This is a genomic window from Streptococcus sp. 1453 (genome assembly GCF_013276955.1).
Lineage (GTDB): Bacteria > Bacillota > Bacilli > Lactobacillales > Streptococcaceae > Streptococcus.
Window position 1 is genome coordinate 109,584 of record NZ_VMLZ01000004.1, and the last position, 23,661, is coordinate 133,244.

A 23,661-nucleotide genomic window follows, 5' to 3' on the forward strand; every position below is an offset into this window, starting at 1 on the left:
AGCTATCAGAGAATCTGGGCATCTAACTGACAGGTTCTCTTTTTTGGAAGAAAAAAAGCTAAAAACCTAAAAATTTTTGTATATTTATTTTACGAATGTTTTGCTTAAAAATAGTAGAATAGTTCCTTTTAGGTATCAAAGTTATCTGCTTTTCAAAATAAAAAGAATTTATTCAAATTCATTTCCGAATTTCAGTTTTTAATACAATATAATAACATGAAGAAAACCAAAATATTTTCCTGATTTTAAAGTTAAAAAATTCATAATTTTGATTATAAAAACGAACGAATTGTAAAAATTGTCTGAAAATGTTTTTTTTTTTAGTAAATTTGATGAGCATTTAGTTTGCATATATATCACTTATCATGTACAATGAAGAAGTAAAGTATCATATGCAAAACCTCGTCCATGGCGAGGAATCTTTGCATGTAGATATGGACATAAAAAAATATTTTTAAGGAGAACACAATAAGTGGAGAAGAAATCGCCTATGAGTCGTGTTGAACGCTTGCACCGTGAAAAGGTCACACGTTACTCAATCCGTAAATATAGTTTTGGAGCAGCCAGTGTAGCAGTTGCTGCCCTGTTCATGTTCTTGGGAAATGGAGCTGTATCAGCTAATGAGCTAAGCAAACAAGAGACATCTCTAGCAGCTCCAGGGCTAGCCTCTGAACATGAGGGACCACAAGAAGCAGAAAGTGCTTCGGTAGTAGCACCAGCTTCTGATGCCCCATTAACTCCAGCAGCACAACCAGTTGTAGAAGAACCAGCACAACCAGCTGCACCAGAAGTAACAACTCCAGCTTTGGACAAAAAGCAACTTGAAAACTACATTTCAGAAGTTAAATCAAAACTTTCTGCAGGTACGTATGCTAATAAAACAGAGGAGAGCCTTGCTCTTTTGAATGGTGAATTGGCTTCTGCTGAGTCTACACTCGCTTCTGCAACTAGTCAAGATGAATTGAACGTAGCTTACAGAAACCTTGTCACTACAGTAAGCTCAAAATTAAAAAACAAACCAAAGGATTCAAAAGACGCTCCGAAAGTAGATACTACTAACGGACAAGCAACTGTAGGTAAAAAAGCCGAAAACACTGAGAAAAAATCAGAATCTAACGCAATCGAAAACTCTGGATCTCATGATTCACGTAATGGGAAAGAGATTGATAAAGAGAATGCTTTCCGTACAGAAGCGACAGCTACAACTCATGCACCTACAACGGTAACTTCAGGGAATTTAAGTTATACTATAGAATTTTCTAATGATAAGACAAAAGAAGTCTATGCTTATAACGAAGAAGATACAGACATTGAGATTTCTGTAAATTCAACAACTGGTAAAAAACTAAAAGAAGTGACAATTAAAAAAGGAAGTGGGCAGTATTTAGATGGAAGATCTATATCTTCGCCTATTAACCCAGTAGAAACAGATGGTTTCGGATGGTCGTACAGCTCAATTACAAGTCCAACAACAGGACCAGTAACAGTACGTGTAACAGGAAAACCAAACGACAAGTTTAAAGCTATTGCAACTTATACTAAACAAGAAAATCAAAATGCAGTATTAGGAGATAGATATTTACATATTGTTGATGAAGATGGAGACAAAATATCAGGTGGTACAAACTCATCTAATCCAGGTTACTTCAAAATGGTTGTTAAATCTCAAACTTATAAATACAGCATCCAGCAACCAGAAAATAACGCTAATAAAATTGCTGTTTCAGATATTAACAATCTAACAGAAACTGATATTCAGAAAATTAAAGACCAAATCAAGATTGGATATTCTACAACTAGCCAAGATGCTAGACTAGAATCTAAAAAAGGTACAACTTTAGATAATAGAGCTGAAGTTGTTGAAAACATTGAAGTAAATGGACAAAACATTGTTGTAACCTATAAAGATGGTTCAGTAGACACTACTCCAGTTGCAGATGTGGCACGTACAAACGAAAAACCAACCGTAGAGTTCCCATACTCTGATGCAGCTAAAAGAGAAATCTATGTCTATGGAGCAGAAGAAAATTCATTCGACATCAAAATCAAAGATGATGCGGATAAGATTTCAAGAGCTACATTACTACAAGGAGGAAATAGAACTTTCTCTCCTGTAGCAGGTGAAACTGATAAAATCAATACCCAATATGGATATACGGCTAATGTTATTTCTTCTGAAACACCAGCCACAGAAGCTAAGCCAGCGGTTATCACATACTCAGGTACCCCAGCTCCAGAAGGGTCATTTACACAAGCTAAGCTAGAGGCTGCAACCAAAGGAGAAAACCCTCCAGGGGTACCTTTAGGATGGCGTTATGTGCGAGTTACGGATACTGAAGGAACAGACTTTACCGGTTCCTCCGGGAATGAAGTAGCTAATGACCACGCTTTCCGTGTCATGCTTAAACCTCAAACTCAAAAATACGACATTCAAACACCAGCAGAAGCTGATAAAGTAGCAGTGGATGATGCATCGGAAGTAACTGAAGCAGAATTTAATAAAATTAAAGAAAAGCTTAAGATTGAATACTCTAAAAATAACATCGATGCTCGTCTAGCTGATAAAAAAGGTCAAGCTGTAGAAAATCAAGCAGACCGTATCGCAAGCATTAAAAAAGTTGATAACAATCTAGTTGTAACTTATAAAGATGGTTCAACAGACACTAGACCATTGACTGATTTTGCACGTACAAACAATGCTCCAGAAGTAACAATCCCTTATTCTGTAGACGGTAAAAAAGATGTTTACGTGTATGCGAACGAAGATTTTGAAATTCCTATTAAATTTACAGATGATTCAGGGAAAATAGCATCTGCGACAATTAAACGTGGTGGGAATCAGGATTCGCCAGCTAAAGATGAATCTAATCCTGATGTTTTAGATAATGAGTACAATACAACAGTTGAAAAAATTTCTACTGAAACGGTAGCAACAGCAGAAAATCCTGCTATTGTAAAAATTAAAGGTAATATTTCAAAAGATAACTCTGGAATTGCCGAGAGCAAATTCCCTAAAGAAGCAAATCAAGAACTTAAAATTGTAACTCGTTATGCAACTGCGACAGATACAGATGGTAAAGAAATCCATAATGTTGCTAAAGGTTCTTCATATGCAACTGACCCAGGTTCATTCACTATCAAATTAAAAGCTCAAACAGCAAAATATGACATTAGAGAATTAGCTGATGCTGATAAGACAGTGGTAACAGATATTGCTCATATTCCAGAGGTTGAATTAGCTAAGCTTAAAGAAAGTCTTCCATTAGAATACTCTAAGAAAAATGAAGATAAGAACTTAGAAGATAAAAAAGGAAAAGCAGTCGAAGCAGAAAATGCTAAGAAGGTTGTAAAAGATCTTGTTCAAGACGGTGAAAACTTAGTAGTAACTTACCAAGATGGTTCTAAAGATACTATTCCTGTCGATAAAGTTGTGAAATTAGATAAACAACCAGCAATCGATGCAGTAACTAACCAAGCAGATGCGAAAATTGCAGCTATTAAAGGTAATGATAACTTATCAAAAGCTGAGCAAGATAAAGCTATTGCTGATGTAGAAAAAGATAAAGCAGCAGCATTAGAAAAAATCGCTGATGCTACAAATGCAACAGATGTAACTGCAGGTAAAGATGAAGGTACTGGTGCTGTAGCGAAAGTAAATCCAATCGGTAAAGAAAAAGCTAAAGAAGAAATCGCTAAGACTTTGGAAGCTAAGAAGGAGGCTATTGAGAACAATGATAGCTTAACACAAGCCGAGAAGGAAAAAGCTAAAAAAGATGCTGAAGACAAGGCAGCAGCAGCCCTTGCTGAAATCGAAAAACAACCAGCAACAGCAGAAACAGCAGATGCGGCAACAGCAGCTCAAACTACTGTAAATGAAAAACAAGCTGAAGGAACCAAAGAAGTTGCTAAAATCAACCCAATCGGTAAACAAGCAGCATTAGACAAAATCGATGAAGCCTTAAAAGCTAAAGAAGCAGAAATGGATGCCCGAACTGACCTAACAGAGGAAGAAAAGGCAGAAGCGAAGGCAGAAGCTAAAAAATTTGCTGATGCTAAGAAAGCTGAAATCAAGGCTAAAAATGATAATGCAGAAACGCCTGAAGCAGCTACACAAGAGCAAGGTAAAATCGATACAGCTGGCGATACTGGAAAAACAGAGGTAGAGGGTGTTACCAAACCTGCTGCTAAAAAACCAGAAGCTAAAACAGAGGTAGAAACTACAGCCGCTGCTAAAAAGCAAGAGATTGAGCAAGATGGAGCATTGTCACCAGAAGCTAAGAAGAAACTTCAAGATGAGGTAGATGCTGTTAAGAAAGCTTCGGAAGAGGCAATCGATGGTGCTAAGAAAAATGCCGATGTTGCTAAAGCTAAGAAATCAGCAGAAGCAGCGATTAAAGCCATCAACTCTGCTCGTTTACCAGCGAACAAGGTAATCGCTGAAGATCCAACAAACTTAAAACCTGAAGAACAGGAAAAACTTAAAAAAGCGATTGAAGCGGTAAACCCTCCAGGGACTACAGTCGTTGTTAAGGCTGATGGAAGTGCTGAAGTAACCTTGCCAGGGAAAACAGTAGCCGAACCATTAAAACAAGAAGATTTAACAAAAGATGTAAATGCTTTAGATACTGCAGGTGGTGGTAACAACATCAACCGTCCAACGGATAAAGTGATTGTTGAAAATCCTGAAAGTTTGACAGATGCAGATAAAGAAAACATCAAAAAAGCTGTTCGTGAAGTAAACCCTAATGCTGTTGTGACAATTGATGATAACGGAACAGTAACTGTTTCAACACCAGAAGGAAATACAGCAGGATTCCCAGCATCAGAATTAGTACGTACATTAGCTGATGCAGCAAATCCTGATTCAGGTAATGCAGGAGTTCGTAAGCCAGCAGATAAGTTGGTTGGAGATGCAACAAATGCAGATCTTCAAGCAAAAGCAACTGAAAAACTGAAAAAATTGAATGGTGAAGATGCTAAGGTTAAATATGACGATGAAGGAAATGCAACAGTAGTTCTTAAAGACGGAACAATTGCGACAATTCCAGCAGGTGACTTATTCAAGACAGAAGAAGATGCTAAGAAAGCAAACGGTGGCGATGATATCAATAAACCGAATGCTCAAACAGTTGTAGAAGATATTGCAGCATTAAGCCCAGAAGAACGTACTAAAGTAAAAGACGTGATTAAGGCGAAAGTAGAAGCAGTAAACCCAGGTGCAGTTGTAGTAGTAGACGACCAAGGAAATGCAGTTGTAACAACACCAGAAGGTAAAACAGCAGTTATTGACGCAGATGATTTAATTAAAAAACCTAATGAAACATCAACTGCCAAAGCTGGTAACAACATCAACAACCCAGCTGACAGAGTACGTGTTGATAACAGTAAGCAATTAACAGACCCTGAACTTGCTAGAATTAAAGCAGCAGTTGAAGCAGTGAACCCAGATGCTACAGTAGTAGTGGATGACAACGGAAATGCGACTGTAACAACTAAAGATGGTAAAACTGCAACAATTCCAGTGGCAGATTTAGTCAAATCAGATGCGGATAAAGAGAATGTTAACGGTGGAAACCAAGTAAACACTCCAGCAGATAGAGTAGTGGTAGATAGTACAGATGCACCATTACCACAAGAAGTTACAGACGCTATTAAAGCTAAAATTCAAGCAGTAAATCCAGATGCAACAGTTGTTGTAGATGAAAAAGGAAATGCAACAGTAACAACGAAAGACGGAGCTGTGGCAACAATCCCAGCGAGCGATTTAGTAAAAGCTAAAGCTGACTTAGCTGACCCAGCGAAACAAGATGCTGTCAACAAACCAGCAGACAAAGTAGTAGTGGATCCAGCTTTAGTAGATGATCCAAATGCAGATTTAAGTGCCGCTAAAGATGCTATTAAAGCAGCTGTAGAAGCAGTAAATCCAGATTCTACTGTAGTAGTTGATGACAAAGGAAACGCAACAGTAACAACACCAGAAGGTAAAACTGTAGTGATTCCAAAAGCTGACTTAGTGAAGAAAGAAGCTGACAAAGAAACTGCTAAAGCAGGAAATAACATCAACAAACCAGTAGACAAAGTAGTTGCTGCTAAAGATGCCTTAACTCCTGAAAATATCGCAGCAATCAAGGCTAAAGTTCAAGCAGTAAACCCAGATGCAACAGTAGTAGTTGATGCAAAAGGAAATGCAACAGTAGTTACACCAGACGGTCAAACAGCAACAATTCCAGTAACTGACTTAGTGAAATCTCCAGAAGAAGCTAAAGATGAAAAAGCAGGAAACAACGTCAACAAACCAGCAGATAAAGTAGCAGCAACAAAAGCTGATTTAGCTGATGATGCGAAGAAAGCAGACGTTAAAGCTAAAATCAAAGCGGCTGTAGAAGCAGTGAACCCAGAAGGTTCAAAAGTATTCGTAGACGACCAAGGAAATGTGACTGTAACAACTCCAGATGGTAAAACAGCGACAATCCCTGTTGAAGATCTTATCAAAGATACAACTCAACCAAATGCAGGAAACAAAGTAAACACTCCAGCAACGAAAGTGGTTGTAACAGATCCTGCTAATATCAAGGCTGATGAAGATAAGATTAGAGCAGAAATTCTTAAAGTTAACCCAGGTGCAACAGTTGCATTTGACGACAAAGGAAACGCAACAGTAACAACGAAAGATGGAGCTGTAGCAACAATTCCAGCATCTGATTTAGCAAAAGATGCAGCTGACTTAACTAAGCCAGACAAGCAAGATGAAGTTAAGAAACCAGCAGATAAAACACTTGTTAAGAAAGCAGGTAAATTAACTCAAGCTGAAAAAGATGCAATCAAAGCAGAAATCGCTAAGGTAAATAGAGATCCGAAGACAACTATCGTAGTTGATGACGAAGGAAATGCAACAGTTACAACTCCAGAAGGAAAAACTGTAGTAATCGCCAAAGAAGACTTAGTGAAATCTCCACAAGAAGTTGATGGTGCAAAAGCAGGAAATAACATCAACAAGCCAGCGGATAAAGTAGCGGCAGCGGCGGCAGATTTAGTTGGACCGAATAAAGATGAAGTTAAAGCTAAAATCCAAAAAGCGGTTGAAGCAGTAAACCCAGGTGCGACTGTCTTTGTTGATGACCAAGGAAACGCAACAGTAACAACACCAGACGGTAAGACAGCAACAATCCCAGTTGAAGACTTATTGAAAGATCCAGCAGCTAAAGAAACTCCATCAGCAGGAAACAAAGTAAATACTCCAGCTGAAAGAACAGTAGTAGCAAATCCAGCTGAATTAACTGATGCTGAAAAAGCTAAGATTACTGCAGCAATTCAGGCGGTAAATCCTGAAGGAACTAAAGTCGTATTTGACGAAGCAGGAAACGCAACAGTAACAGTACCAAATCAAGACGGTACTATGGCTACAGCGACAATCCCTGTAAGTGACTTAGTGAAATCAAATGCTGAAAAAGATCTATTGGATCCAGCTAAACAAAACCCAGTTAAGAAACCTATCGATCAAACAGTAGTTGCTGATAAAGATGCATTAACTGATGAAGACCGTAAAGCTATTAAAGCTAAAGTTGAAGAAGTTAACCCAGATGCAACTGTAGTAGTTGATGAAAAAGGAAATGCGACAGTAACAACTAAAGATGGTAAGACAGCTGTAATCGCAGCGGATGATTTAGTGAAAACTAATGATGAAGTATTAAGCGATGCAAAAGCAGGTAACCTTATCAACAAACCAGCAGATCGAGTGTTTGTTAAAGATGGACAAATTACGGATGATGTTAAAGCAAAAATCGCTGCTAAAGTTCAACGTATAAATCCAGGAGCAACAGTATTCGTAGATGAAAATGGAAATGCGACAGTAACAACACCAGACGGTAAGACTGCAACAATTCCAGTAGCTGATTTAACGAAGACTGACGCTGATAAAGCTAAAGTGAATGCAGGAAATAAAATCAATTCACCAGCAGACAGAGTGTTAGTGAAAGATAGAGATAAATTAACAGCGGAAGATATTCAAGAAATTGAGAAAAATATCTTAGAAGTAAACCCAGGAGCAACAGTAGTATTTGATGCAAAAGGAAATGCGACTGTTAAGAATGCAAATGGAGACATCGCAACAATCCCTGTAGAAGCCTTAGCGAAACCAAAAGCAGATCTATTAAAACCTGAGAAACAAGATTTAATTAAGAAACCTGTTGACAAAGTGTTAGTAACAGATCCAGCTAACTTGGATAAAGAAGCTATTAAGAAAGCTGTTGAGGAAGTGAATCCAGGTTCAACGGTGGTTGTTGATGACAATGGAAATGCAACGATAACTACAGAAGATGGTAGAAGCTTTGTAATTCCAGCAAAAGATTTAGTGAAAACAGCAGAAGAAGCTAAAAATGCAAAAGCTGGAAATAACATTAACAAACCAGCGGATAAAGTAGTAGTAGCAGATCCAACTAAACCATTATCTCCAGAAGAGAAAAAAGCGATTGAAGCTAAGATTAAAGCAGTAAATCCAGATGCGAAAGCGATTTTCGTAGATGATAAAGGAAATGTTACAGTAACTGTAGTAGATAAAGATGGTAATACAGCTACAGCAACAATTCCGGCAAAAGATTTAGTGAAAAATGCAGAAGAAGCTAAACAACCAAATGCAGGAAATAAGGTAAATACACCAGCAGATAAAGTAGTTGTAAGCGATCCAGATCATTTATCAGACGAAGATAAAGCTAAGATTGCAGACGCAATCAAAGCGGTAAATCCAGAAGCTAAGGTGGCATTTGACGACAAAGGAAATGCAACGGTAACAACTAAAGATGGAGAGGTTGCAACAATTCCAGCTACTGATTTAGTGAAAACAGCAGAAGAAGCAGCTAAACCAAATGCAGGAAACAATGTCAATACACCAGCTGATAAAGTAGCGGTTGATTCTACTAAACCATTAACGGAAGATGAGAAAAAAGCAATCGCAGCTAAAGTAGCAGAAGTTAACCCTGATGCAACTGTAGCAGTAGACGACAAAGGAAACGCAACAGTAACAGTAAATGGTAAGACAGCGGTCATTCCAGCGGCGGCATTAACTAAGACAGCAGATTCAGCTAAAGAACCAAATGCAGGAAACGATGTAGTTAAACCAGCTGACAAGACAGTTGTAGAAAATCCAGAATCATTAACAAAAGATGAGCAAGATGCAATCGCAGCTAAAGTTGCAGAAGTGAATCCAGAAGCTAAAACTGTAGTTGTTGATGACCAAGGAAATGCAACTGTAACAACTAAAGATGGTAAGACAGTGGTTATCCCAGCGAAAGATTTGGTGAAAACAGCAGAAGAAGCAGCTAAGCCAAATGCAGGAAACGATGTAAACACTCCAGCAGATAAGACTGTAGTAGCAAATCCGAATGCTCTAACTCCAGAAGAGAAAAAAGCAATCGAAGAAAAAGTTAAAGCAGTAAATCCAGGTGCTGAAGTTGTAGTGGACAACAAAGGAAACGCAACAGTAACTAAAGATGGTAAGACAGCAGTCATTCCAGCATCAGACTTAACTAAGACAGCAGATTCAGCTAAAGAACCAAACGCAGGAAACGACGTAGTTAAACCAGCAGATAAGACTGTAGTAGCAAATCCAGACTCATTAACACAAGATGAGAAAGATGCAATTGCAGCTAAAGTAGCAGCCGTCAATCCAGGTGCTGAAGTTGTAGTAGACGACCAAGGAAATGCAACAGTTACACCTAAAGATGGAAAACCAGTTGTAATTCCAGCATCAGACTTAACTAAGACAGCATCAGACGCAGCTAAACCAAACGCAGGAAACGACATCGCTAAACCAGCAGATAAGACTGTAGTAGCAAATCCAGACTCATTAACACAAGATGAGAAAGATGCAATTGCAGCTAAAGTAGCAGCCGTCAATCCAGGTGCTGAAGTTGTAGTAGACGACCAAGGAAACGCAACAGTAACAGTAAATGGTAAGACAGCGGTCATTCCAGCGGCAGACTTAACGAAGAATGCAGATGCAGAAAAAGCACCAAACGCAGGAAATGACATTGTTAAACCAGCTTCTAAGACAAAAGTTGCAAATCCAGACTCATTAACACAAGATGAGAAAGATGCAATTGCAGCTAAAGTAGTAGCTGTCAATCCAGGTTCAACTGTAGTAGTAGACGATAAAGGAAATGCGACAGTAACACTTCCAAACGGTAAGACAGCAGTTATCCCAGCATCAGATTTAACAAAATCTGAAAAAGATGTGAACGATGGCAAAGCTAAAGACAACGCAGTTACACCAGCAGCGAAAACTAAAGTAGCAAATCCAAATGCTCTAACTCCAGAAGAGAAGAAAGCAATCGAAGACAAAGTTAAAGCAGCAAATCCAGGCGCAACTGTAGTAGTTGACGATAAAGGAAATGCAACAGTAGTCAAAGATGGCAATGTTTCAGTTATCCCATCAACAGACTTAGTTAAAGTTGAAGATGATGCTACGAAACCAAATGGTGGTAACGATGCAAACACACCAGTAGCTAAGACTGTAGTAGCAGATTCAACTAAACTTACAGACAAAGAGAAAGAAGCTGTTAAGAAAGCTGTAGCAGCAGTCAACCCAGGTTCAACTGTAGTCGTAGACGACCAAGGAAACGCAACAGTAACCAAAGGTGACGGCACAGTTCTTAACATCCCAGCTACAGACTTAGTCATCCCAGCAGAAAAATTTGCTGACGAAGCTAAGACCGCTAAAGTGAAAACACCAGCTATCCGTACATTAGTTGGAAATAAAGAAAACTTAACAAAAGACGAAAAAGACGCTGTTAAGAAATCAATTGAAGCAGTCAACCCAGGCGCAACTGTAGTAGTAGACGATAAAGGAAACGCAACAGTAACAATGCCAGACGGTTCTACAGCAACAATTTCTAAAGAACAACTAGTGAAAGATAAAGAAGCTGTTTCTAAATCTAAACACGGTGGAGATAATCTTGATATCGACTTGAGTAAAGTAGAGGTAGCAGACCTTGCTAATATTACTCCAGAAGAAAAAGCGAAATTCCAATTCAAAGTTCTAGGTGCTATCACAAATGTAGAAGAATTCGATCTTGATGCTTACATTAAATCAACAGATAAAGATGGAAACACAGTTTACACATCTAAAGATGGTAAAGTGAAAATTACTATTGATAAAGATGGTAATGCAACAGTCGAAAAAGATGGTAAGAAAGAAGTAGCTGTTAATATTGATAAAGCTGGAAATGTAACGATCGTTACAAAAGAAGGTCAAGTATTAGCTATTCCAAGAGATGATGCATTCAAACAACGTCCATATGTACCATCAAATGGTGGAGGCAATAACGCAGCTAATAACACTGCCGCAAAAGTGGATAAAGCTAAGTTAGAAGGTGCTATCCATCAATTAGATGAATTGTTCATCCAAGAATCAGCTAAGCTTGATGCAGAAACTGCAAAAGAAGCGACTGACTTATTAGCAGACGCTAAGAAAGTATTTGCAGATCCGAAAGCAAGCCAAGATGAAGTGGATGCAATGGTGAAACGTATCGAAGACTTTATGGCGAAAGTTGCTCCATCAACTGACCCTACAAGCCCAGCTAAAGACCAAGCTGCTCAAACATCAGCTGTAGCTCCAGCTACTACTCAAGCAGCAGCTAATGCTAGCCAAGAAGCAGCAACAAACGCGCGTAAAGCAGCTAAAGAATTGCCAAATACAGGTACAGCAGATTCTACTGTAGCTATGGTCGCAGCTGCCGCAAGTGCATTACTTGGTCTTGGTCTTGCAGGCCGTCGTCGTAAAGAAGACGAAGAAGCTTAATTGGTAGATTGTTTGATAATTATCAGGTAATAAATCCGATTTTCAAAGCTTAAACTCTTCGAAAATCAAATTCAAACCGCGTTAGCTTCGCCTTGCCGTACTCAAGTACAGTCTACGGCTAGCTTCCTAGTTTGCTCTTTGATTTTCATTGAGTATTAAACAAGTACCTCTCATAAGAAAATCTCCTAGCAGGAAAGTCTGCTAGGAGATTTTTGTATTTCAGGAAGTGGACGGCTTACTTGGCAACCAGCTAAGTGTAAAGGTTAGCTGTTCAGCTTTTAGGAGGTCTTGGTGTTGAATCGTTGATACGAGTGTTTTGTCCAGTCGGAATTCTTTTATAAAGTTAAAATGGCTGTGGTTTTGTTTAGTATGGATATCCAACCATTTATCTTCTTTAGCCAGATAAACTCGAAGGTGGTTAAAGAGAGGGATTCCGAGATCATAGCTTGGTTTTCCTGGACAGGTTGGATAAAATCCGAGAGCTGACCAGATGTACCAGGCCGAGAGACTGCCATTGTCTTCATCACCAGGATAGGCTTCCCAACTTGGGTGAAAGGCTTTCTGACGGAGAGTCTTGATGAGAAGGGCAGTGTAGTCAGGGTAATTGCTGTAGCGGAATAGATAAGGAATGTGGAAGCTCGGTTGGTTGGAAATAGCGATTTGCCCAAAAGGAGCGGTAGCCATCTCGCTCATTTCGTGAATTTCGTAACCATAGCCTGTTGTCTCAAAGAGGGGAGCATCTTGACAGGTCTTCAAAAGGTAGTTGCTGAAGGCTTCTTTTCCACCCATAAGCTGGATCAAGCCTGGGATGTCATGGAGGACACCTAAAGTAGCTTGGATGGCAGAGCATTCGGCATAGTCGCGTCCCCAACTATAAGGAGAGAAATCAGGACGGAAGTTGCCTTGACCATCACGCGCTCGCATGTAACCTGTCTCAGCGTCAAATAGATGGCGGTAATTTTGTGATGCGGCCTTGTAGGTTTCAGCGATTTCTATTTTCCCTAGTTTTTCAGCACAGCTAGCGATACAAAAGTCACTATAGGCATAGTCTAGGGTGTGGCTGACGCTTTCGTGGTGCTCAGTAGAGAGGTAGCCTAGTTCTTGGTATTGGGCTAATCCGTGACGACCATTGATGCCGAGAGGGTCGGCCTTGCTGGCTGTTTCAAGCATGGCTTGGAGGAGTTCTTCTTCTAGGTCGGGGGCCATGTCCTTGCAGGCGCTATCTGCGATAATACCGTCTAAAAGGGTACCTGGCATCATACCCCGTTCATCTGGAGCCAGCCATTTTGGAAGGAAACCAGTATCGCGGTAGCTATTGAGAAGACCTTCTAAAAAGCGGTGATAGTGCTCCGGTATGATAAGGGCAAAGAGGGGGAAGGTGGTACGGAAGGTATCCCAGAAACCATTGTTGCTAAAGAGGACACCAGACTTGACAGTTCCAGTAGCCAGATCTTTGTGGATGGCTTGCCCTGATTCATCAACCTCATAAAAAGTCTGTGGGAAGAGGAAGAGTCTGTAAAGGCAGTGATCAAAGAAGGTTCGATCAGCCTCTCCTGTCTCTATAATGTCAAAACGATGGAGGAGATTTTCCCAGTCCGCTTGTGCATTTGCTTTACAGTTATCAAAATCTACTTGAGGTAGATTAAGCAGTGCTTGAGAAGGGGAGATGAAAGAAGTGCCTAGTTGAATCTCTGCATGGCTATCTTCCAGGTCAATTCGCCAGTCTCCCCCTTCTTGGCTGACAGCAAGAATATCCGTATTCATTTGCAGGGCAGTGAATAGTTTTAGCGGATTTTTGTTAGTCTCAGTTTTTCCTTCTTGTCTCAAGGCCAGAGTTCGCTTATCTACCTGCTCCACTGTCAGTTCATCTCCTGCGTGAAGGTAGAGGGAGATGGTTTTGCCTTGTTTTTGCTCCAAACGAATAGAAGCACCGTAGCAAGTCGGTGTGAGCTGGGTTTCAATCTGATAGCGCAGGGAGAAAATTTTCAGATAATGAGGTTGGAAAGAGGCCTTATCTATGTCATAGGAAGATTGGCGGTGAAAGAGGCTGTCTCCACCCAGTTGACCGGTGACAGGTGTCAGAAGGAGCCAAGAGTAGTCCCCAATCCAAGGACTTGGTTGATGGGTCAATCGAATCCCCTGAAAGATAGGCAGATGTGGATCAAAAAACCAAGAGCCCTCCTGGTCACTGGTCTGGGGCACAAAGTAATTCATCCCAAAAGGAACGCCTGTGTATGGCAGGGTATTTCCCCGAGAAAAGGCATGCTTGCTGGCAGTCCCAAAGCGGGTATCGATGGTTTCAAGTAGTGGTTTCATAGTCTTTCCTTTAGCTGTTTTTCTACATTATATCAGAAAAAGAGGGCCTTTAGAAAAGGAGTTTCAAAGATAACTATTTTGTAGAAAAATGACTATCATTTGTGTATGTATTTTCTGTCTCAAAAGCTATATACTGAAAATGAAACTTGTTTGAAAGAGGATACTGCACGATGATTTATTCAAAAGAAATTGTTAGAGAGTGGCTAGATGAAGTGGCAGAGCGGGCTAAGGACCATCCAGAGTGGGTGGATGTTTTCGAGCGTTGCTACACCGACACCTTGGACAATACGGTTGAAATCTTAGAAGACGGTTCAACCTTTGTACTCACTGGTGATATTCCTGCTATGTGGCTTCGAGATTCGACAGCTCAACTCAGACCCTACCTGCATGTGGCTAAAAGAGATGCCCTCTTGCGTCAGACCATTGCAGGTTTGGTCAAACGTCAGATGACCTTGGTACTCAAGGATCCTTATGCCAACTCCTTCAACATTGAGGAAAACTGGAAGGGTCACCACGAGACAGACCATACCGACCTTAATGGCTGGATTTGGGAACGCAAGTATGAGGTGGACTCGCTTTGCTATCCGTTGCAGTTGGCTTATCTCCTCTGGAAAGAGACTGGCGAGACTAGCCAGTTTGATGAGACTTTTGTCGCAGCGACTAAGGAAATTCTTCATCTGTGGACGGTGGAACAAGACCACACCAACTCTCCTTATCGTTTTGTCCGAGATACGGACCGCAAGGAAGATACACTGGTAAATGATGGATTTGGCCCTGATTTTGCAGTGACAGGCATGACCTGGTCAGCTTTTCGTCCGAGTGATGATTGCTGTCAGTATAGTTACTTGATTCCGTCCAATATGTTTGCTGTAGTAGTCTTGGGGTATGTGCAAGAGATCTTTGCAGAATTGAATCTAGCTGATAGCCAGAGTGTTATTGCTGATGCCAAGCGCCTCCAGTCTGAAATCCAAGAAGGTATCGAAAACTACGCCTACACAAGCAACAGCAAGGGCGAAAAGATTTATGCCTTTGAAGTGGATGGTCTAGGAAATGCCAGCATCATGGATGATCCAAACGTACCAAGTTTGTTGGCTGCACCTTATCTGGGCTACTGCGATATTGACGACGAAGTTTATCAAGCCACTCGTCGTACCATTCTGAGCCCGGAAAATCCATATTTCTACCAAGGAGAATACGCTAGCGGTCTCGGAAGTTCTCATACCTTCTATCGCTATATCTGGCCAATCGCTCTGTCTATCCAAGGTTTGACAACAAGAGATAAGGCAGAGAAAAAATTCTTGTTGGATCAGCTGGTTGCTTGCGATGGGGGTACAGGTGTTATGCATGAAAGCTTCCACGTAGATGACCCAACTCTTTATTCTCGTGAATGGTTCTCTTGGGCTAACATGATGTTCTGTGAATTGGTCTTGGATTACCTAGATATTCGCTAGGGAACATGCTTTATATTCTTCGAAAATCTCTTCAAACTACGTCAGCTTTATCTGCAACCTCAAAGCTGTGCTTTGAGCAGCCTACGGCTAGCTTCCTAGTTTGCTCTTTGATTTTCATTGAGTATAAGGAGCTCGCCTTCGCTTCACTGATTCTTGGAAAGAATCACAAATTTACATCCAAAAACGTTAACAATAAAAATTTAAATTTAGAATGAGGTTTTACTTCATGGAAAATGTTGTCGTACATATTATCTCACATAGTCACTGGGACCGTGAGTGGTACTTGCCTTTTGAAAGCCACCGTATGCAGTTGGTGGAATTGTTTGACAATCTCTTTGATCTTTTTGAAAATGATCCTGAGTTCAAGAGTTTCCATTTAGATGGACAAACTATTGTCCTTGATGACTACTTGCAAATTCGCCCTGAAAATCGCGACAAAGTCCAACGATACATCGACGAAGGCAAACTTAAAATTGGTCCTTTTTACATCTTGCAAGATGACTACTTGATTTCAAGTGAAGCCAACGTCCGCAATACCTTGATTGGTCAAGCAGAATGTGCAAAATGGGGCAAATCAACCCAGATTGGTTACTTCCCAGATACCTTTGGAAATATGGGACAAGCGCCTCAAATTCTTCAAAAATCAGGTATTCACGTGGCAGCCTTTGGGCGTGGTGTGAAGCCGATTGGGTTTGATAACCAAGTCCTTGAAGATGAGCAGTTTACTTCCCAGTTTTCAGAAATGTACTGGCAGGGTGCGGATGGAAGTCGTGTCCTCGGTATCCTCTTTGCCAACTGGTACAGTAATGGGAATGAAATCCCAGTTGATAAAGAAGAGGCCTTGACCTTCTGGAAACAAAAACTGGCAGACGTGCGTGACTATGCTTCGACCAACCAGTGGTTGATGATGAACGGCTGTGACCACCAGCCTGTCCAGAAAAATCTGAGTGAAGCCATTCGTGTGGCAAATGAACTCTTCCCAGATGTAACCTTTGTTCATAGTTCTTTTGATGAATATGTCCAAGCCGTGGAAAGTGCCCTACCAGAGCAATTATCAACGGTTATAGGTGAGTTGACCAGTCAGGAAACAGACGGCTGGTACACACTTGCCAACACTTCTTCATCTCGTATTTATCTCAAACAAGCCTTCCAAGAAAATAGCAACCTCCTAGAGCAAGTTGTAGAACCCTTGACGATTATCACTGGGGGTCATAACCACAAGGACCAGTTGACCTATGCTTGGAAAACTCTTTTGCAAAATGCGCCGCATGATAGTATCTGTGGCTGTAGCGTGGACGAAGTTCACCGTGAGATGGAAACTCGTTTTGCCAAGGTTAACCAAGTCGGAACCTTTGTCAAGACCAATCTTCTCAACGAGTGGAAGGGCAAAATTGCAACTCACGAAGCTCAGAGTGACTATCTCTTTACGGTTATTAACACAGGCTTGCATGATAAGGTCGATACTGTCAGCACAGTGATTGATGTGGCGACTTGTGATTTTAAGGAATTGCACCCAACAGAAGGTTATAAGAAGATGGCTGCTCTTACCTTGCCAAATTATCGTGTGGAGGACTTGGGTGGGCATCCTGTAGAGGCTAAAATTGAAGACCTTGGGGCTAATTTTGAGTATGATTTACCAAAAGACAAGTTCCGCCAAGCTCGTATCGCTCGACAAGTGCGCGTGACCATTCCAGTTCACCTAGCGCCACTTTCTTGGACAACCTTCCAATTGCTGGAAGGAGAGCAAGAACACCGCGACGGTATTTACCAAAACGGAGTGATTGATACGCCATTTGTAACGGTAAGTGTGGATGACAACATCACAGTCTATGACAAGACAACTCACGAAGCCTATGAAGACTTTATCCGCTTTGAAGACCGTGGGGACATTGGAAATGAGTATATCTATTTCCAACCAAAAGGAACAGAGCCAATCTTTGCAGAGCTTAAGGGCTACGAGGTCTTGGAAAACACAGCTCGCTACGCTAAGATTTTGCTCAAACATGAATTGACCGTGCCTGTCAGTGCAGATGAAAAGCTAGAAGAAGAGCAAAAAGGCATCATCGAGTTTATGAAGCGTGAAGCTGGACGGTCAGAAGAATTGACAAGCATTCCTCTGGAAACTGAGTTGACTGTCTTCGTTGACAATCCACAAATCCGTTGCAAGACTCGCTTTACCAACACTGCCAAAGACCACCGTATCCGTCTTTTGGTTAAGACTCACAACACGCGTCCAAGCAATGATTCTGAAAGCATCTATGAGGTGGTGACACGACCAAACAAACCAGCAGCTTCATGGGAAAATCCTGAAAATCCTCAACACCAACAAGCCTTTGTTAGTCTGTATGACGATGAAAAAGGGGTGACTGTATCCAACAAGGGATTGAATGAATATGAAATCCTTGGAGACGACACCATTGCAGTGACCATTCTGCGTGCGTCAGGTGAGCTAGGTGACTGGGGTTACTTCCCAACACCAGAAGCACAATGCTTGCGTGAGTTTGAAGTCGAGTTTGCACTTGAATGCCACCAATCCCAAGAACGCTTCTCAGCCTATCGTCGCGCCAAAGCCTTGCAGACACCATTTACCAGCCTTCAACTTGCTAGACAAGAAGGAAGCGTGGCTGCGACTGGTAGCCTCTTGAGTCATGCGGCCCTCAGCTTACCGCAAATCTGTCCAACAGCCTTTAAGGTAGCTGAAAATGAAGAAGGCTATGTGCTTCGTTACTACAATATGTGTAGTGAAAATGTACGTGTACCAGAAAGTCAACATCTCTTCCTTGACCTACTTGAACGACCATACCCAGTTCATTCAGGACTATTGGCTCCACAAGAAATTCGTACAGAATTGATTAAAAAAGAAGAAATCTAATTTCAAAAAGTAAACATAAAAAGAAAGGAGGGGCGAAAAGGTAAGAACTAACTGCTGATTCGCCCCTTTTTATGGTAAAAACAATGACCATTGCAACGATTGATATCGGAGGGACTGGGATTAAGTTTGCCAGTCTGACTCCTGATGGGAAAATACTAGATAAGACAAGTATTTCAACGCCTGAAAACTTGGAGGATTTACTAGCGTGGCTAGATCAACGCTTGTCAGAACAGGATTACAGTGGGATTGCTATGAGCGTTCCAGGCGCGGTCAATCAAGAGACAGGTGTGATTGATGGCTTCAGTGCGGTGCCCTACATTCACGGCTTTTCTTGGTATGAGGCGCTTAGCTCTTATCAGATTCCTGTCCATCTGGAAAATGATGCCAACTGCGTTGGACTCAGTGAATTACTAGCTCATCCAGAGCTTGAAAATGCAGCCTGTGTCGTGATTGGGACAGGGATTGGCGGAGCCATGATGATCAATGGCAGACTGCACCGAGGTCGCCACGGTCTGGGTGGAGAATTTGGCTACATGACAACCCTTGCCCCTGCTGAAAAGCTCAACAACTGGTCGCAACTAGCGTCAACTGGGAATATGGTACGATACGTGATTGAAAAATCTGGTCAGACTGATTGGGACGGCCGCAAGATTTACCAAGAAGCTGCAGCTGGGAATGCCATTTGCCAAGAAGCCATTGAGCGCATGAACCGCAATTTGGCGCAAGGCTTGCTCAATATCCAGTATCTGATTGATCCAGATGTCATCAGTCTGGGAGGCTCTATCAGTCAGAATCCCGACTTTATTCAAGGGATTAAAAAAGCTGTCGATGCATTTGTCGAAACCTACGAAGAATATACGGTCGCACCAGTTATCCAAGCCTGCACCTATCATGCAGATGCCAATCTCTACGGTGCCCTTGTCAACTGGCTACAGGAGGAAAACCAATGGTAAGATTTACAGGACTTAGTCCCAAACAAACTCAGGCAATCGACTTGCTGACAAAGCATATTTCTTTACCAGATGTTGAAGTGGCTGTCACTCAGTCTGACCAAGTCTCTATCTCTATCAAGGGTGAGGGTGGCCACTATCAATTGACCTACCGCAAACCTCACCAACTTTATCGTGCCTTGTCCTTGTTGGTAACAGCTCTAGCAGAAGGTGATAAAGTAGGGATTGAGGAGCAGGCGGCTTATGAAGAGTTGGCCTACATGGCAGACTGTTCTCGAAATGCGGTGCTGAATGTGGCTTCTGCCAAGCAGATGATTGAGGTCTTGGCTCTCATGGGCTACTCAACCTTTGAACTCTACATGGAAGATACCTACCAGATTGAAGGGCAGCCTTACTTTGGCTATTTCCGTGGAGCCTACTCAGCTGAGGAATTGCAGGAAATCGAAGCCTATGCCCAGCAGTTTGACATGACCTTTGTGCCATGTATCCAGACCTTGGCTCACTTGTCAGCCTTCGTCAAATGGGGTGTCAAAGAAGTCCAGGAGCTCCGTGATGTGGAGGATATTCTTCTCATTGGCGAAGAAAAGATTTATGACCTGATTGACGGCATGTTTGCTACTCTATCTAAACTGAAGACTCGCAAGGTCAATATCGGGATGGACGAAGCCCACTTGGTTGGTTTGGGACGCTATCTCATCTTAAACGGTGTTGTGGATCGTAGTCTCCTAATGTGCCAACACTTGGAGCGCGTGCTGGATATTGCTGATAAATATGCTTTCCACTGCCAGATGTGGAGCGATATGTTCTTTAAACTTATGTCAGCGGATGGCCAGTACGACCGTGATGTGGAAATTCCAGAAGACACTCGTGTCTACCTAGACCGTCTCAAAGACCGAGTGACTTTGGTTTACTGGGACTATTACCAGGATAGCGAGGAAAAATACAACCGTAATTTCCGCAATCATCATAAGATTAGCCATGACCTTGCATTTGCAGGGGGAGCTTGGAAGTGGATTGGTTTCACACCCAACAACCATTTCAGCCGCCTCATCGCTATTGAAGCCAATAAAGCCTGTCGTGCCAATGAGATAAAAGAAGTCATCGTGACGGGTTGGGGGGACAATGGTGGTGAAACTGCCCAATTCTCTGTCCTACCAAGCTTGCAAATCTGGGCAGAACTCAGCTATCGCAATGACCTAGACTGTTTGTCTGCTCATTTCCAGACCAATACAGGTTTATCGGTTGAAGATTTCATGCAGATTGACCTTGCCAACCTCTTGCCAGATCTACCAGGCAATCTCAGTGGCATCAATCCTAACCGCTATGTCTTTTATCAGGATGTCCTCTGTCCGATCCTTGACCGACACATGACACCTGAACAGGACAAACCGCACTTCTCTCAGGCTGCTGAGATACTTGCTGAAATCAAAGAAAAAGCAGGAAATTATGCTTACCTCTTTGAAACTCAGACCCAGTTGAACCAGATTTTAAGTAGCAAAGTCGATGTGGGACGGCGCATTCGTCAAGCCTATCAAGCGAATGATAAGGAAAGTCTGCAAGAAATCGCAAGACAAGAATTACCAGAACTCAGAAGCCAAATTGAAGACTTCCATGCCCTCTTTAGCCACCAATGGCTTAAAGAAAACAAGGTCTTTGGTTTGGATACAGTTGACATCCGTATGGGCGGACTCTTGCAACGCATCAAGCGAGCAGAAAGCCGTATCGAGGCTTATCTGGCTGGCCAGCTTGACCGCATCGATGAGCTGGAAGTAGAAATTCTGCCATTTAATGACTTCTACGCAGACAAGGACTTCGCAGCCACAACAGCCAACCAGTGGCATACTATTGCGACAGCTTCAACCATTTATACAACTTAAAAACAAGAACACCTTGCTTGGCGCAGGGTGTTTCGCGTGAAACGCTATATTTCCACGATAAGATGCATGATACCAAGCTTAGTTCATAACATTTGATTTATAAAACAAAAAAGAGTATAATGAATTATGCCAGTCTAAAATATGCATAAATATTTTAGGGGGGGGCTTTTTATTTGTCCTTCCATTATATATTAACCGATAATTATCGGAAAAGGAGCAAAATGATATATGTTTTATAAAGGTAATGAAGATAGAGAAAAACGCTTGCGGTTTTCGATTCGTAAGGTTAGTTTTGGAGCTGCTAGTGTTGCAGTAGCAGCCTTGTTCATATTTCCAGGAAATGGGACAGTGTCTGCCACAGAGCAAGGTGTAACCCCAACTAATGAGGGAAGACAAGGCTCGCCACTGAAAGACCCAGATGTCCAGAATGGAACCTACGGGGCGACTCCAGTAGTCAGTCAGTTGGATGGAAATTCTGGTAGCAGTGAGACTACTGCTCCGAAAGATCAAGAAGAAACAACTACTCCAACATCTACTGATGCAAGCGCATCATCAGTCGAATCACCTACTGTTTCAAAAGAGAAAGAAGAAACATCTACTACTGCCACTCCAGCGCCAGTAGTATCATCGACTGCTTCAGCAACAGAAAAAGCAGAAGAAAAAGCTACATCTGACTTGGATAAAAAACAGCTGGAAGATTACGTAGCAGAAATTGATGCTAAATTAGCCTCAGGTAGCTATGCGACTAAGACAGATGAAAGTGTCGCAACCCTTAAAGAACATTTAGAATTAGCAAAACTTGCCCTAACAACAGCCACAAGTCAAGACGAGTTGACAAAAGCTTATAGAAGACTCTTTATGACAGCGAGCAGCGGTTTACGTAGTAAGCCTAAAGCGCAAGTGGAAAGTCCTAAACTAGATACTACAGAAGGAAAAGCGACTGTTGGTAAGAAAGCAAGCAATACTGAGAAAGCTACGGAAAGCAACTCTATCGCAAACTCAGGACAACATGATCCACGTAATGGACAAGCCCTAGATAGAAATAATCCATTCCGAACAGGTGAGACAACGACTGATACTGATCCATCGGCACACCAGACTTACACAGCACCAAGCGCTGATGCGAGTTTAGATACATTAGTTAATGCGTTAAAAAATTTACCCGATGTAATTAACAACGAAACAAAACTTGCAGATATAGATCAGGTTGCGGCAACCAAGGGTATAGACCCGGGTACAGTAAAAGAATTAGATGAGTTCGGAGGGTGGAAGGCTGTAAGAGATTCAGCAGGAAATGGGAAGTTTGCTGTTGCAAGAAAAACAACAGACGGTGTCTTTCCAATTGAGACAGTGAATACTGTAAAAAAGCATGTGTATACAAATACCACATGGACTTTAGAATCTGTTGTAGATCGTGGAAATGAGCATGTCTTACTTTTATCAGAAGTAAGAACTGAAGCAACTAAAGATCAAGAAGTATTTGACAAAACAAAGTATATAGAAAATGGTGAAGGAAATACAGTTGCTAGAGGCTTAAAAGGTTATAATGGAATAGAAAAAATATTTAAAGCTTTTTCTCCTACTACTGGATCAACTACAAAAGTTTCGTTCAAAACTGGATATACAGGTGATATAGGGGGTCGTAAAGCCAAATATAAGGTTGAAGTGTTGGGGCGAACTAGCGAGAATACCAACTTTACCAGTCTTTATAGTGTAACTTTTGATCCTTCACATAACAAAACAGATGGTGATATGCAAGTGATTGCGGCTCAAGATGGAAGTTCCTCAAAATTTGATACTCCTAGAGGTTCCACAACTCCAGAAGCCCTAAACAAGAAATTAGCCGAAAGTCGTTACAGACCAAACGGAAGGACGGGTACATTTACAAGTAAAGATATTGAGATTCCTGTCGGATATACTGAATATACTGTGCGTATCAGTTCTGCGGATAATACTCATTTGGGTATGGGATACCAAATTCCGTGGAAACACTATGCTCTACCTATCACTGGACTAGAGTTCAGTATAACTCAGGATACTAAACACATAGCGAAGTCATTATTGCAACAGGCTTATGACAGACTGTTGAAGCAACAAAATAGCGATGAGAATAGGAAAACCCCAGGAACTACTCGAAATTATCAAGAAAAATTAGACGAAATAAAAGGGTTGTTGGACTCGGGAGATTTAAAAAGCAGAACAGATTATCTTACAGCTTTAGAGGCTGCTATTGAGGCCAGAGATGACTTGAAAACGCAAGCACCAAGTGCACCAGTCCCAGCAGTAGTGGATACAGCCGACCATGTAGGTATTGAGATTCCAGCACCAGAACATGCGGATAAGGTTGTTGTGACCTTCGATAAAGCAGATGGTTCAGGCAAGGATACAGTTACTGTTAAGA

Annotated in this window: 7 protein-coding genes; 6 read left to right on the forward strand and 1 reads right to left on the reverse strand. The window is 41.5% G+C overall.

The annotated features are described in order from the left end of the window. Positions 1–472 precede the first annotated feature (472 nt). Entirely contained in the window at positions 473–11,794 is an 11,322-nt protein-coding gene (locus HW098_RS03530; RefSeq protein WP_176139256.1) for a DUF1542 domain-containing protein, read from the forward strand. 219 nt (positions 11,795–12,013) lie between these two features. Here the strand turns inward: HW098_RS03530 and HW098_RS03535 are convergent, their stop codons facing one another. Continuing rightward, the gene (locus HW098_RS03535; RefSeq protein WP_176139311.1) at positions 12,014–14,110 is read right to left on the reverse strand and encodes a GH92 family glycosyl hydrolase; all 2,097 of its coding nucleotides are present in this window, start codon (positions 14,108–14,110) and stop codon (positions 12,014–12,016) included. A 170-nt stretch (positions 14,111–14,280) separates the two neighbouring features. Here HW098_RS03535 and HW098_RS03540 point away from each other — a divergent pair, with 170 nt between their 5' ends. From HW098_RS03540 to HW098_RS03560, 5 genes are all read left to right on the forward strand, one after another. Beyond that, positions 14,281–15,561 (forward strand): glycoside hydrolase family 125 protein, encoded by a 1,281-nt coding sequence (locus tag HW098_RS03540; RefSeq protein WP_176139312.1) that lies wholly within the window; start codon positions 14,281–14,283, stop codon positions 15,559–15,561. 226 nt (positions 15,562–15,787) lie between these two features. Further along, on the forward strand, positions 15,788–18,433 hold the full coding sequence (locus HW098_RS03545) for an alpha-mannosidase (RefSeq protein WP_176139313.1): 2,646 nt from the start codon (positions 15,788–15,790) through the stop codon (positions 18,431–18,433). An 83-nt stretch (positions 18,434–18,516) separates the two neighbouring features. Further along, a complete protein-coding gene (locus HW098_RS03550) occupies positions 18,517–19,386 on the forward strand; it encodes an ROK family protein (protein WP_050208544.1) in 870 nt (289 codons plus the stop codon). Continuing rightward, on the forward strand, positions 19,380–21,260 hold the full coding sequence (locus HW098_RS03555) for a beta-N-acetylhexosaminidase (RefSeq protein ID WP_176139314.1): 1,881 nt from the start codon (positions 19,380–19,382) through the stop codon (positions 21,258–21,260). The genes HW098_RS03550 and HW098_RS03555 overlap by 7 nt, the downstream gene beginning before the upstream one ends. A 228-nt stretch (positions 21,261–21,488) precedes the next feature. Beyond that, a partial coding sequence (locus HW098_RS03560) for a YSIRK-type signal peptide-containing protein (RefSeq protein ID WP_176139315.1) occupies positions 21,489–23,661 on the forward strand: 2,173 nt, incomplete at its 3' end.

What these genes read in the sequence shown, in the direction of transcription:
- HW098_RS03535 (WP_176139311.1), bottom strand. Translation starts at nt 14,110, where the DNA reads ATGAAACCACTACTTGAAACCATCGATACCCGCTTTGGGACTGCCAGC.
- HW098_RS03540 (WP_176139312.1), top strand. Translation starts at nt 14,281, where the DNA reads ATGATTTATTCAAAAGAAATTGTTAGAGAGTGGCTAGATGAAGTGGCA.
- HW098_RS03545 (WP_176139313.1), top strand. Translation starts at nt 15,788, where the DNA reads ATGGAAAATGTTGTCGTACATATTATCTCACATAGTCACTGGGACCGT.
- HW098_RS03550 (WP_050208544.1), top strand. Translation starts at nt 18,517, where the DNA reads ATGACCATTGCAACGATTGATATCGGAGGGACTGGGATTAAGTTTGCC.
- HW098_RS03555 (WP_176139314.1), top strand. Translation starts at nt 19,380, where the DNA reads ATGGTAAGATTTACAGGACTTAGTCCCAAACAAACTCAGGCAATCGAC.